This is a genomic window from Thermovirga sp. (assembly GCF_017656375.1).
In the GTDB taxonomy this organism is placed as follows: domain Bacteria; phylum Synergistota; class Synergistia; order Synergistales; family Thermovirgaceae; genus Thermovirga.
This window is the reverse complement of record NZ_JACDOB010000010.1, coordinates 1-13,691: the sequence shown is the minus strand read 5'-3', so window position 1 is coordinate 13,691 and position 13,691 is coordinate 1. Positions and strand designations below refer to the sequence as shown.

At 43.1% G+C, this 13,691-nt stretch carries 10 protein-coding genes; 9 read left to right on the top strand and 1 reads right to left on the bottom strand.

Translation table 11 applies throughout. The features are described from left to right. The first annotated feature begins 19 nt into the window (after positions 1-19). The 9 genes from H0Z23_RS04700 (at position 20) to H0Z23_RS04660 (ending at position 11,057) form a co-directional block, all read left to right on the top strand. Complete coding sequence (locus tag H0Z23_RS04700) at positions 20-1,336, top strand: hemolysin family protein (RefSeq protein WP_366928872.1); 1,317 nt, start codon at positions 20-22, stop codon at positions 1,334-1,336. Further along, positions 1,302-1,709, top strand: coding sequence for a cytidine deaminase (locus H0Z23_RS04695; protein WP_296867817.1), 408 nt, complete (start codon positions 1,302-1,304; stop codon positions 1,707-1,709). Before H0Z23_RS04700 ends, H0Z23_RS04695 begins: the two co-directional genes overlap by 35 nt. Positions 1,710-1,732: 23 nt before the next feature. After that, positions 1,733-2,647 (top strand): GTPase Era, encoded by a 915-nt coding sequence (gene era / locus H0Z23_RS04690; protein ID WP_296867853.1) that lies wholly within the window; start codon positions 1,733-1,735, stop codon positions 2,645-2,647. Further along, positions 2,648-3,391 (top strand): DNA repair protein RecO, encoded by a 744-nt coding sequence (recO, locus tag H0Z23_RS04685; RefSeq protein ID WP_296867816.1) that lies wholly within the window; start codon positions 2,648-2,650, stop codon positions 3,389-3,391. 44 nt (positions 3,392-3,435) lie between these two features. Continuing rightward, the gene (gene glyQ, locus H0Z23_RS04680; protein WP_296867815.1) at positions 3,436-4,317 is read left to right on the top strand and encodes a glycine--tRNA ligase subunit alpha; all 882 of its coding nucleotides are present in this window, start codon (positions 3,436-3,438) and stop codon (positions 4,315-4,317) included. Positions 4,318-4,329: 12 nt separating this feature from the next. Next, complete coding sequence (gene glyS / locus H0Z23_RS04675) at positions 4,330-6,393, top strand: glycine--tRNA ligase subunit beta (protein WP_296867814.1); 2,064 nt, start codon at positions 4,330-4,332, stop codon at positions 6,391-6,393. Positions 6,394-6,433: 40 nt separating this feature from the next. After that, positions 6,434-7,234, top strand: a complete 801-nt coding sequence (locus H0Z23_RS04670; RefSeq protein ID WP_296867813.1) for a pyruvate, water dikinase regulatory protein — start codon at positions 6,434-6,436, stop codon at positions 7,232-7,234. Positions 7,235-7,266: 32 nt separating this feature from the next. Beyond that, positions 7,267-9,918 carry a pyruvate, phosphate dikinase gene (gene ppdK / locus H0Z23_RS04665; RefSeq protein ID WP_296867812.1) on the top strand — a complete coding sequence of 884 codons (2,652 nt, stop codon included), beginning with the start codon at positions 7,267-7,269 and terminating at the stop codon, positions 9,916-9,918. Between the two features lie 71 nt (positions 9,919-9,989). Further along, positions 9,990-11,057, top strand: a complete 1,068-nt coding sequence (locus H0Z23_RS04660; RefSeq protein WP_296867811.1) for a deoxyguanosinetriphosphate triphosphohydrolase — start codon at positions 9,990-9,992, stop codon at positions 11,055-11,057. Here the strand turns inward: H0Z23_RS04660 and H0Z23_RS04655 are convergent. Continuing rightward, a complete protein-coding gene (locus tag H0Z23_RS04655) occupies positions 11,044-13,374 on the bottom strand; it encodes a transglycosylase domain-containing protein (RefSeq protein ID WP_296867810.1) in 2,331 nt (776 codons plus the stop codon). The genes H0Z23_RS04660 and H0Z23_RS04655 overlap by 14 nt on opposite strands. Positions 13,375-13,691: the final 317 nt, after the last annotated feature.

Below are 13,691 nucleotides of genomic sequence, written 5' to 3'. Positions count from 1 at the left end.
TCAGGAGGCTGATATATCTGTGGTAGAGGATATTTATACGGGGTTTGTTGTTTTAGCTGTCCTGCTTTTCTGTTCCGCTTTTTTTAGTGCTTCTGAGACAGCTATAACGATAGTTGGACGAGGAAGGCTGCTGGCCCTTGAGGAAAAATTTCCACAGAAGAAAAAAACAATTGAGTGGCTCTTGGCGGATATGCAGAAAGTGCTTTCGGTTATCCTTATAGGAAATAACCTTGTCAATATAGCAGCCAGTGCAGTAGCTACGTCAGTGTGTATGTTGTTATTTGGCCAAAAAGGTCTTTTAATTGCAGTAGGGGGTATGACTGTCTTCATAGTAATCTTTGGAGAGATCCTGCCTAAAAGTGTGGCAATTTCCCACTTTGAGAGGATAGTGTTGGTTGCTTTACCTATTCTGAGATTGTTTAGCTATTTGGTGTTACCCCTTTTATCCTTTGTTAGAATCATTGTCCAGTTTATTGGTGCAATTTTTAAACTAGACATAGCAGGGGGAAATACATTTGTTACTCGTGAGGAAATTGAGCAGATGGTGAACATAGGGGAGGCTTCGGGAGCCATAGAAGAAGAGGAAAGGCGAATGATTCACGGAGTTATTTCTTTTGAAGAGACAAAGGTATATGAAATCATGATTCCTAGAACTGATATGGTGGCGGTTGCGGGGGAGACTACGTTGGGAGAGGCTGTTAAAGTCTTTGAGGATTACGGACACTCTAGAGTTCCAGTGTTTGAAGACAATGTGGACAATATAACGGGGATACTTTACGTAAAAGATGTTATGGGTGTCATTGTGGCAGGAAAGCTGGACATACCGGTAAAAGAGCTTAAACGCGAAGCATTGTTTGTCCCTGAAACCATGAAAATTGCTGATCTGTTTGATGTTATGCGAAACAAAAGAGTTCATATGGCCATAGTGGTAGACGAGTATGGAGGTACAGCGGGGTTAGTAACTTTGGAGGACCTTTTGGAGGAAATAGTAGGAGAGATACAGGATGAATATGACAGGGAAACACCATTGGTAAATAAGAAAGAAGACGGGAGTTACATGGTGAAAGGGTATATTGATTTGGAGGATTTAAGTGAGGCTTTAGATTATAACTTTGAATCGGATGAGGCGGATACTCTGGGAGGATTAATTCTTTCTCTTTCGGGGCATTTCCCAGAGCAAGGACAGCACTTTAGGTATGGTCCTTGGGACATTGAGGTTGTTGAGGTAAGTAAACATAGGATAAGACAGGCTAGATTAACTTTGGTGGAAGATGCTCCTGAGGAGGATGGCTTAAACTCAAATGGAAGAGATAAATCAAACAAACATAGACTATAGTAAGTTGTTGAAGGAAGCAAAAAAGGCAGCTCTTAGAGCATATTGCCCTTATTCTAATTTTGAGGTTGGAGCTGCCGTCCTTTGTGCAGATGGGCGAATAGTTCTTGGTTGCAATGTAGAAAATTTAAGCTATGGGCTTACTATCTGTGCTGAGCGAAATGCGTTGGCTGCTTCCAGGGTTCAAGGATGTGCTAAGCCCTTGGCTGTAGCGGTGTATTCCCTTAAACAGAATCCTTGCTATCCTTGTGGAGCTTGTTTGCAAGTTATGACGGAATTTAATGAGCGGATGAAAATAGTTGTTGAGAAGGATGGTAGCCCTGAGGTCCTTCGCTTGGAGGAACTGTTGCCTTTCCCTTTCAATCAAGGTAGATGAATGGGAGGTGTCTGAAATTGAGCATGGATGAATTTAGATCAGGCATGGTTGCGCTTGTCGGAAAGCCAAATGTAGGTAAATCTACCTTGATTAATGCTTTATTAGGATGGAAATATTCGATAGTGTCGCCAAAGCCCCAAACCACCCGTAAATGTACAAGATACGTTATAACCCGTCCCTCAGAGGGGCAGATTGTGTTTATTGATACGCCTGGCTTGCACAAAGCTTTACATCTCTTAGGCAAAGCTATGGAAAAACAGCTTTGTGATGTCATGGAAAAAGTGGATCTTGTGTGTTACATAGTGGATGCTCGTACCCGAAACCTTGGATCTGAAGATGCCGTTATGATAGAAAGAATGAAAAAAAATTCTAAGGCTCCAGTTGTGCTTGTAATTAATAAAATAGATTTGGCGGATAATCCTTCAGAAGCAAAGGAAAGATTAGTTTCATTATATGGACAAGAGATTAATATAAAAGCTGCTGTTATCCTTTCTGCCTTGACTGGTGAAGGAGTAGGTGAGTTTGTAGATACAGTAATAAAAATGCTTCCAGAAGGAGACCTTTTGTATCCACCGGAGTTTGTAGGAGATTTCACAGAAAAGTTTGTGGCAGAGGAAATAATAAGAGAAAAGATACTCGAAGAAACAGAACAAGAGGTGCCTCATTCTGTAGCTGTTGTGATAGAAGAGTTTAAGAGCCCGGAGGAGTATCCACAAAGAGATACCTTGTTTATAAGGGCCGATATTTACGTAGAAAGGCAGGGTCAAAAGGGAATTCTTATTGGTAAGGGCGGGCGAATGCTTAAGAAGATAGGGAAAAAGGCAAGAGAAGAGATAGAGAAGCAATTTGGTTATCCTGCCTACCTGGATTTATGGGTTAAGGTAAGGCCTGGATGGAGGAACTCAGAAAGGGAACTGAGGAGGATGGGATATCTCTAGATGTTAGTTGATGCTACAGTAGAGACTCAAAGACAAGGCACTGTACGGACAAAAGGAGTGGTCTTGAGAAGGTTAGACACTTCCTCTGGTGATAGGAATATATATTTTTTTTTGAAACGATATGGCCCTACATGGGTGTTTGCTCCAGGAGCGGGGAGAGGGAAAATTAGATTTGGTGGAGCTACTGATCCCTTGATATGGAGCATAGTGGATATATATAGGACACCCAGCAGAGTTTATCTCAAGAACCTAGATGTAAAAGACGATTTTTGGGCTTTGAGGAAAATGCCTAAGCGGTTGAGGCTTGCTATGGAATGGGCAAGGGTGCTTTGTTCAACGTTGATGGTTCAGCAGGAAAACGATAATATCCTTGCTTTATTCTATTGGTCCATGAAGTTTCTTGAAAATCCCAAAATTCCTTCCACTCTGACAGAGTGGAGATTTTTTTGGAGATGGCTTAAACTTTGGGGCACAGCTCCCGAAATTGGGATCTGCCATGAATGTGGGAGGGAGAAAGCCAAATGGTGGTATTTGACCAAGGAGGGTGTTCTTTGTGCTGATTGTAAGGTGGGTAAAAATGGCGGTATAGCTATTGACTCAACCTTGCTAACTGTACTTAAAAATTCGGCCTTTCTTAAAAAGGCTGATTTTGTAGAGTGGGGTTCAAGGTTAGATTTAGTAGATTCCCTTGTAATAAAAAAGTGCAATAAACTTTTGATAGAGGCACTACAAGAAACTGTATAGTATGAAAAATAAAATGAAGTTTCCATAGGCGAGGAGGGAATAAATTGAATTTCCAGGAAATAATAATGCGACTTGAAAAGTTTTGGGCGGATCAAGGATGTATTATTCAACAGCCTTACGATATTGAAGTCGGGGCTGGTACGATGAATCCAGCAACTACCTTGAGGGTCCTTGGCCCTGAGCCTTGGCGGGTTGCTTATGTTGAACCATCTCGTAGGCCTACAGATGGGCGTTATGGAGAAAATCCTAACAGGTTGCAGCATTATTATCAATATCAGGTTATTTTGAAGCCTACGCCGGCGGATGTTCAGGATATTTATCTGGAAAGTTTGAGAGCTTTGGGCATCGAACCTGAAGACCACGATGTGCGTTTTGTGGAGGACGACTGGGAATCTCCCACAATAGGAGCTTGGGGACTAGGGTGGGAAGTGTGGTTAGATGGCATGGAAGTAACCCAGTTTACCTATTTTCAGCAAGTTGGTGGCGTGGATATGAACCCAGTGCCAGTAGAACTGACCTATGGAATTGAAAGGTTGGCTATGTTTGTACAGAAAGTGGATAGTGTCTTTGATCTCAATTGGGTTGGAGAAGTAAGTTACGGCGACGTTCATTTTCAAGGTGAAGTCGAGCATTCCAAGTACAATTTTGAGATAGCAGATACCAGGATGTTGTTTCAAATGTTTTCAATGTATGAGGAGGAGGCAAGAAAGGCTCTTAACGCGGGAGTTGTCCTCCCAGCATACGATTATGTTTTGAAATGTTCTCATACGTTTAACCTTCTTGATGCTCGTAATGCCATAAGTGTTACGGAGAGAACGGGATATATCGCGAGAGTTCGCAATTTGGCCAGCCGCTGTTGCGCTGCTTACTGTGAACAGCGTAAGGCATTGGGATATCCTCTCATGGGTAAATTTAAGACCGAATAGGGAGGCGCTAAGATGATTACGAAAGATTTTTTGTTTGAGATAGGGACAGAAGAAATACCAGCTCGATTTGTCTCATGGGCTGTCAAAGAGATAGAAGAGATAGCGAAAACAGAATTTAGTGCGGCGAGGCTTTCGTTTGGATGTATTCAAAGCTTTGCTACTCCTCGGAGATTGACTATTTATGTAAGAGATTTAAGTGAAAGACAGGAAGATTTTGTGGAAGCTTTTAAGGGACCTGCGTGGGAACAAGCTTTTGACGCGTATGGCAACCCCACAAAAGCTGCAAAGGGATTCGCAAAAAGCAAAGGCGTAGATGTTGAAGAGCTGGAGAAAAGGGAAGTAGGAGGGAGCTATTTTGCTTTTGCCGTAAGAAGGACTGAGGGTAAGGACGTAAGAGAAATCTTACCAGAGATTCTTGAAAAAATAATAAAGAGGTTGGTCTTTCCTAAAAACATGTATTGGGATAGCTCCATGATAAGATTTGCCAGGCCTATTAGGTGGATTTTGTCTCTTTATGGGGAAGAGGTTGTGTCCTTTAAATACGGTAACATCACATCAGATAGAAAGACTTCGGGGCATAGGTTTATGGGGGCTAAAACCTTTGATTTAGAAAAAGTTGATGATTATTTCTCCAAGTTATATGAAAATTACGTAATAGTGGATCCTGAGAAGAGGAAAGAAAAAATGATGATGGGAATTGCTGTATTAGAGAAAGAGATAAATGGTAAGGCTCAATTAGACAAAGAGCTGGTGGAGGAAAATCTATATCTGGTTGAATACCCTGTACCTTTTGTAGGCACCTTTGATGAGTCTTTTCTTGAGATGCCAGAAGAAGTTCTAGTTACCACGATGAAGCACCATCAGCGATATTTCCCCGTGAGGGATTCTTCTGGGAAGCTCAAGCCGTATTTCATAGGTGTTAGCAATAATAGAGCCACTAACATGGCCAATGTAAGAGAGGGTAACGAAAGGGTACTTAGAGCCAGGTTGTCGGATGCTGCATTCTTCTGGAAAGAAGATTTGAAGGTGCCTTTGAAGAACAGGGTAGAAGGTTTAAAAAATATAGTTTATCAGGAAAAACTGGGTTCTATGTACGATAAGACGACCAAAGTCAAAGAGCTTGCATCACATGTGTGCACTCTTTTGGGATTGGAAGAAGAGAAACCCCTTGTGGAACGTGCAGCATATCTTTCCAAGGCAGATCTTTTGACGAATATGGTTTACGAGTTTCCCGAGCTTAGAGGTATTATGGGTCGGGAATATGCGAAAAAAAGTGGAGAACATGAGAGAGTTGCCCTTGCTTTGTACGAACAGTATTTGCCAGGATACGTAGGGGATTCTTTGCCTACGGATGTCGTGGGAGCAGTAGTGGGTTTAGCAGAGAGAGCAGATACCATATTAGGAGGATTTAAAGTTGGACTTCAGCCTACAGGTTCTCAAGATCCATATGGGTTGAGGAGGGCTGCCAGAGGCATAAATGAGATAATATGGGGGTTGGGCTTAGATTTAGACCTGATTCAGGTTTTTAGTGCAGGGGCTGGCTTGCATGAGATGAGTGACGAGCAGATAGCGGAGGTACTGGATTTTATCCGACAACGTTTGCTTTTCCAATTGAAAGAGAAAGGGTTCGGCCATGAATTAGTGGAACTTGCCTTAGATGTTACTTGGGCTAACCCCCTACAGGCTTACAGATTTACAGAGACCTTTTCTAAAGTACTGAAGAAGGATTGGTTTGAAGGGTTAGTAACGTCAGCGGTTCGGGTTAATAATATTTTGGACAAGGCTGATGAAGTGCCCGAATTCCCGAATGAGGCTCTTTTTGTTGAAGCTCAAGAAAGAGAGCTATATGAGGGCGTAAATGGCATCAAAGATGAAGTAGCTCGCGCTGTTGAACATAATGATTGGGAAGAGCTCACTAAGATCCTTTCTCGCTTAGAGCCTTTTGTGTCGGCGTTTTTTGATAACGTTCTTGTTATGGCACAAGACGAAGCGATAAGGAAGAATCGCTTGGCACTTTTGAAACAGACAAAAAGTTTATTTTCTACTGTTGGGGATTTAAGCAGACTGAAAGGTTAAAAGTCGGAGGGGAAGGCATAAGACGAAAGGATGTTCTTGTATGGAGACTACAATTTTCGTGGTGTCAGATTTCACAGGAGAAACGGCCGAACACGTAGCTAGAGCTGCTTCGAGTCAGTTTGCTTCGGATTCTATTAGACTTAAGAGATTTCGTTATATAAATAATAGAGATAGAGCAGAAGAAGTCATAGAAGAAGCGGAAAAAGTGGAGGCCATAATAGTCTGCACCTTGGTGGATCATGAATTGAGAAGGTGGTTTGTTGAAGAAGCCAACATAAAAGGGTTGGATATAATTGATATTTTAGGGCCAGTTTTGGATGCATTGCAGAAGCGCATCGGCCATGCTCCGTTGGAGACTCCTGGTTTATTAAGGAGGATGGATGAGGAGTATTTTAGGAGAGTTAAGGCCATAGAATTTGCAATAAAATGTGACGATGGGAGGTGCCCAGAGGAACTTCTTAACGCAGATGTCGTTATAATCGGGGTTTCTAGGACGAGTAAGACTCCTTTATGTATGTATTTGGCACATAGAGGGTTTATGGTGGCTAATATACCTTTGGTTCCAGAAATTGAGCCACCAAAACAGCTTTTTGAGGTTCCTTCAGAGAAAGTTTTTGGTTTGATGGTGCAGCCAGAGAAGCTGGTTAATATAAGAAGAGAACGGCTTCGCCTATTGGGCCTTGATGCTGACGTATCTACATATGCTCAGTGGGAAAGGGTTGAGGAGGAGTTGTCGTTTGCGAGAAAAGTCATGAGGCGCATTGGATGTAAGATGTTGGACGTTACGAATAGAGCCATCGAAGAGACAGCTCAAGAAATCCTTGATTATTTACGGGGGTAGCTGTAGCTATTCCTGGGGAGGAGGCATTTATTATGAGGGCTGGTAAGAAATATATTTACATGTTTGAAGAGGGCAAGGCTGAGATGAAAGATCTTTTGGGGGGAAAAGGTGCTAACCTGGCTGAAATGACCAGGATAGGTCTTCCTGTACCTCCTGGTTTTACTATTACTACAGAGGCTTGCCTTGAATTCTTAGATAGGCAGGAACAGTTTTTGAGTGGGATTTGGGAAGATGTTACATCGGCTGTACGGGAACTTGAAAAGAAAACGGGAAAGAATTTTGGTGGTGAAAACCCCCTTTTGGTTTCAGTTCGTTCTGGTGCTGCTATTTCCATGCCTGGAATGATGGACACTATTTTGAACCTGGGGTTGAACGACGAAACTGTCAAGATGCTTGCGGCAGAGTCCAAGGATGAAAGGTTCGCGCTGGATAGCTACAGACGGTTCATTCAAATGTTTGGCGATGTTGTTTTAGGTATTGATGTTAGTTACTTTGAGAACGTTCTCATTCAGGTCAAGAGAGAATTGAATGTTGAATTCGATTATCAGATATCTCCTGAAGGCCTTAGCAAAATTATCGACAAATATAAAGCTATAGTGTTGCAGGAGAAAGGTTTTCCTTTCCCCTGTGATGTGTGGGAACAACTAAGGATGGCGATTATCGCTGTATTCAACAGCTGGAATACTCCTAGAGCGAAAACCTATAGAAAAATCAATAAAATTCCAGACGACTTAGGCACAGCCGTTAACGTAGTTACGATGGTTTTCGGAAACTTGGGGAACGATTGTGGTACAGGAGTGTGTTTTACAAGGAACCCATCTACAGGAGAAAAGAAGCTTTATGGAGAGTTTTTGATAAACGCTCAGGGCGAAGATGTCGTAGCGGGTATAAGGACTCCGTTACCTATAAAAGATTTGGAGAAGGAGCTTCCTTTGGCCTTTAATGAGTTGGTTGATACTGCAGAGTTGCTAGAAAGACACTATAAAGATGTACAAGATATTGAGTTTACCATAGAAAGAGGGAAACTCTATATTTTGCAGACAAGAAGCGGTAAGAGAACCGCTCGTGCAGCAGTGAAGATAGCAGTGGATATGTATGAAGAGGGCTTGATAAGTTTAGAAGAGGCCGTGTCACGAGTCAACCCTGAACAGGTAGAACAGCTTTTACACAAACAGATAGATCCTGAGGCCAGTTATGAGCCTATAGCTAAGGGGCTTCCCGCCTCTCCAGGTGCTGCTGTGGGTAAGGTGGTATTTGACGCTGATTATGCAGAAAGACTTGGTAATTCGGGTGAAAAAGTTATATTGGTGCGTCCAGAGACAACGCCGGATGATATTCACGGCCTTTTTGCAGCGCAGGGCGTTTTGACCAGTAGGGGAGGTATGACCAGTCATGCCGCGGTGGTGGCAAGAGGCTTGGGCAAACCCTGTGTTTCTGGATGTGAGGCTTTGGAAATTTCTGCAGAGCGCAAGGAGTTTGTCGTAAACGGTAAGGTTGTGAAGGAGGGAGATATTATCACCATAGATGGTAGTAAAGGAGAGGTTATCTTAGGTGAGGTTAATCTGGTTCAACCTTCCTTCTCGGGAGATTTTAGAAAGTTGCTGGAATTAGCCGATAAGGTGGCAAAACTCCAGGTATGGGCCAATGCTGATACCCCTCAAGATGCGCGCAGGGCAAGGGATTTTGGAGCTAAGGGCATTGGGCTTTGCAGGACGGAGCATATGTTCATGGAAACAGACAGGTTGCCAGTAATGCAGGAAATGATAGTGGCAGAAACCTTACAAGCTAGAAAGGAAGCCCTTGGTAAACTTAAAGTAATGCAATCGAAGGATTTTAGAGGTATCTTTGAGGCTATGGAAGGACTTCCTGTGACAATTAGACTTCTAGATCCCCCATTACACGAATTTTTGCCTAAGGAGCACGAATTAAACTTGAAGCTTGAGGAGTTGGAAAAAGAAGGCAAAGAAAATACGGAGGAATATAGAAAGTACAAGAAAACATTAAGTAGGGTCTTAGCTTTGAAGGAAAGCAATCCAATGTTAGGTTTTAGGGGATGTCGCCTAGGAATGATATTCCCTGAAATATATGAGATGCAGATACACGCCATTTTGGAAGCAGCATGTGAGCTTAAAGCCAGAGGGAAAGATGTCAAACCTCAGATAATGATGCCCCTTGTTGGTACCAAGGAAGAAATGAAACGGCTGAAGCAGATGGTAGAAAGGGTATCTGAAGAGGTTTTTGAAAAAGAGAACATAGAAGTTGATTTTGCAGTTGGAACAATGATTGAAGTGCCTCGGGCTGCGTTAGTTGCGAGAGAGATTGCCGAGTATGCTGAATTCTTCAGCTTTGGGACAAATGACCTCACGCAAACGACCTTCGGCTACTCAAGGGATGACGCTGAAGGCAAGTTCCTGGCCCAGTATATAACTGATGGGGTGCTTCCAGAGAATCCCTTCCATGTTCTTGATAGGGAAGGTGTAGGCCGTCTCATGACGATAGCTGTCCATGATGGGAGAAAACAGAGGGAAGATATAAAAATCGGCATATGCGGCGAACACGGTGGAAATCCCAAAAGTATAGCCTTCTGCCATAAGCTGGAACTGGCGTACGTGAGCTGTTCTCCCTTTAGAGTGCCTGTAGCTCGTTTGGCTGCTGCTCATGCAGCATTGGGAATTATAGAATAAGAGTAACCCATACATGGCTAGCAGGGATCAATGTCTCTGTTAGCCATGTTGTTTTATCTGGAGGAACCTATATGGAAGATAAAACGGCAAGGGAGCAGTACGAAGTTAAGGAAGATAATATGTTGGCACCTTGGGCAACTAGAAGCCGTATGAGTAAGGGGAGGTGTAAGCCTGAGGAGCCTTGTCCTATCAGGACTTGTTTTCAAAGAGACAGAGACAGAATTGTTCATAGCAAAGCTTTTAGAAGGCTAAAGCACAAAACACAGGTATTGCTTTTGCCGGAGGGAGATCATTATAGAACCCGTTTAACTCATACCTTAGAGGTCAGCCAAATATCTCGCGTGATAGCGAGAGCCCTTTCCCTTAATGAAGATTTGGTGGAAGCTATAGCACTGGGGCATGACCTAGGGCATACGCCTTTTGGGCATATGGGAGAAAGAGTTCTCAATAAACTGGCTAAATTACATGGCAAGGAAGGTTTTTCACACGCAAAGCAGAGCCTGAGAGTAGTGGATGTGCTGGAAAAGGATGGCTTAGGGCTTAATTTGACCGAAGAGGTCAGAGACGGCATATTGAAGCATTCGAAAGGGCAAATCAATGTAAGGTACGGTTTTTATAGTGATATTCCTATGACCCTCGAAGGGTGGGTAGTGCGAGTGGCAGATTCTGTGGCTTATTTAAACCACGACCTTGATGATGCTTTGCGCGCGGGAATGGTAACAGTTGATGACCTGCCGTTTATTGTAACGGAGACTTTGGGCGACAGGCATAGCAAAAGGATAGGGACCATAGTAAAGGATATTATAGATAATAGTGGCCCAGATGGGATAGGTATGAGCGAAAGAATCTTGGAGGCGGTGGAAGCTCTAAGAGCGTTTCTCTACAAAAATGTGTATATTGCTAAGAGGGCTTCTGAGGAGGAGCCGAAGGTAGAACATCTAATTAGCACTTTGTTCAATTTTTTTATGGAAAACCCTCATTTTATACCTGAGAAATACACCTCTGACCGCGTACAGTCAGTGATTGATTTTATTTCAGGCATGACAGACAGATACGCTATGTTGCTCTTTAAGAGGATAGCGCTTCCAGCGCCATGGCCTCATGATCCTTTCAATGATTTATTCTCTACTCATCAGTAATTCCATATTGTTTAAGTAGTTCTCTGAAACGCTTTTCTACTTCTTCTGGAGACCTCTCTTTTGGCAGTTTTTGTTTCTGTTTGGGTAAAGGGGCCTTGACCTTTTTGCTGGGTTCTTTTTGCTTCCGTTTGACCTCAACAAGGGGTTCTTGGGTTTGAAGTGGTGACACTACGAGCTGTTGCCCTTCTATCTCAGGTGGATTTATGCTGTAGATTGGCACAGACGCAACTGTAACTCCTAAGACTTCTTGATCGTTAGGAGAAAGCAAAAGCTTAGGAGCGTTAGGATCCGAAGCTGCAAGGTTCCATGTTCCTTCACCATGGATGGGGCATGTCGTCTCAGGTGCAGTGCCTGCAGGAAGAATGATTTTTGTGCTTGGGCATGAATGTCCCGCTAAGAAGCCGGTTTCTTTACAAATGTCCACTTCAGTTACGTTATATGTGGATGTATCAGAGAAGGATACATCTTTAGGCAGATATTCTTTTGCTTTTGATACGAAGTTTTTCCAGACTGGAGCCGCTACGGCACCTCCAGTTCCTGGCCTGCCCAGACTGGTGTGGTCGTCATTTCCTGCGTAGACGACGGATACCATATTGGGAATTCCTCCGGCAAACCACGCATCACTGTATTCGTTGGTAGTTCCTGTTTTCCCAAATACTTCGTAGCCTTCTATCGCTGCGCGTTTTCCTGTTCCTGACCTTACAACTTCCTCCATTAGGGATCTTATACTTGTTGCTATTTCTGGAGGAAGAGCCTGGAATTTTAAAGGTTCAAAACTTTCGAGAACTTCTCCTGCTGCTGTAGTGACCTTTTTTATGCCAAAAGGTTGAACTCTAAAGCCATCGTTTGCGAATACGCAGTATGCTGCTGCCAATTCAAGGGGCGTGATACTTGCGGAGCCGAGTGTGATTGATAAGTCTGCGGGGAGGTGGGGTGATGTGAATCCTGCATCTCTTGCGACGTTAATGATATTTTGGATACCTGTTATTTGTCCAACCCTTACTGCTACTGTATTGTAAGAGTGAACCAGGGCTTCAAGGATCGTCACCTCTCCGTGATACTTTCCCCCGTAGTTACCTGGTGACCAAATGTTTTCTTCGCCATTTTCATCAATGCCGTTATCAAATGATATGGGTGCATCAAAGATGTGGTCTACGGGCCTTAGCCCTTTTTCTAAAGCAGCTGCATAAAGAAAAGGCTTAAAGGCTGAACCTGGTTGTCTGTATGCTTGAGTTGCCCTGTTGAATTTGCTTTTTTTGAAGTCCTTGCCTCCCACTAGGGCAAGTATTTCTCCTGTGTAGGGATCTAATGCAACAATAGCCCCTTCACTTTTGAGGCCCTGTATGCTTTCTTCTGCAGCATGCTGGATATCCAGATCAATGGTAGTGTATATTCTGAGACCTCCTCTGTAGACCAAGTCGCTTCCATATTTGGGTAATAGATGATCGAAAAGGATGTAGGAAACAAAATATGGTGCGTTGTCAAACATTAAAGAAGGTTTTTTGAGACTATGGAAGTTGATGTGAATTTTTTTAGCCGCGTCTGCCTCCTTTTGATTTATCATTCCTAGTTCCACCATGCGCCTTAAGACATATGCCTGTCTTATGGCAGCCCTATCTGGATGTCTTATGGGAGTGTAGTACTCTGGAGCCTTTATTATGCCGGCCAGCAAGGATGCCTCGGATAAAGTTAAGTCCTTGGGTTCTTTGTTGAAATACAACTGGCACGCAGAATAAAGCCCCCATGCTCCATGGCCGTAATAAATTACATTTAAATACATTTCTAGAATTTTTTCCTTGGAAAAAATCTTTTCTAGGCGCATTGCTAGAATGGCTTCCTTTATTTTCCGTTCCAACGTTTTTTCATGGGTCAGAAACATATTGCGAGCAAGTTGTTGAGTAATGGTGCTTGCTCCTTGTTCTACTCGCCCGCTGGTGAAGTTTTTCCAGAAGGCCCTTAAAATGGCACTTAAATCAACGCCCCTATGCTTGTAAAATTCGCTGTCTTCCGCTGCGATGACGGCATTTCTCATGACGAGAGGAATATCATCAAGATTAACCCACGTACGATTCTGTCTGAAGAGTCTTGTGATAATCCGATTGTGACGGTCATAGACTATGGTAGAAAGGTCCGGTTCATACCTTGCTATTTCCTCGACCGTGGGTAGAGATGCTGATAGCTCTCTTATGTATAAAGAGCCAGCTACTGCAGCGGCTGCTGCACCAAATAAGATTACTAGTAGCAGAAAAGAAGCAATAGTTCCTAATACAGAACGATTTTTCTTAGATTTTTTATTTTTAGACATATTTTTAGACATTAAGATCCTCCTTGGCTGATAAGAGCCGGGTTGACGATAATAACGATAATAAAGTAAACAAAACACTAAAACAACAAGAAAGGATACCAGAAAAACGCCAGAGGGGGAACAGCTAAGATGAATTACATGCAAAGCTCATTTAAATTAGGGGTTGCACAAAGATGAAAGGCATGGTATATTCATCGCCGTCGCTAGTTTAGCGATGGCATGAACCTTGTCAATAGAATACGGTGCACAATGTCTAGTTTGTGTAGTTAAAGCCAAGATTTTTTTGGAGAGTTTGATCCTGGCTCAGGACGAACGCTGGCGGCGTGCCT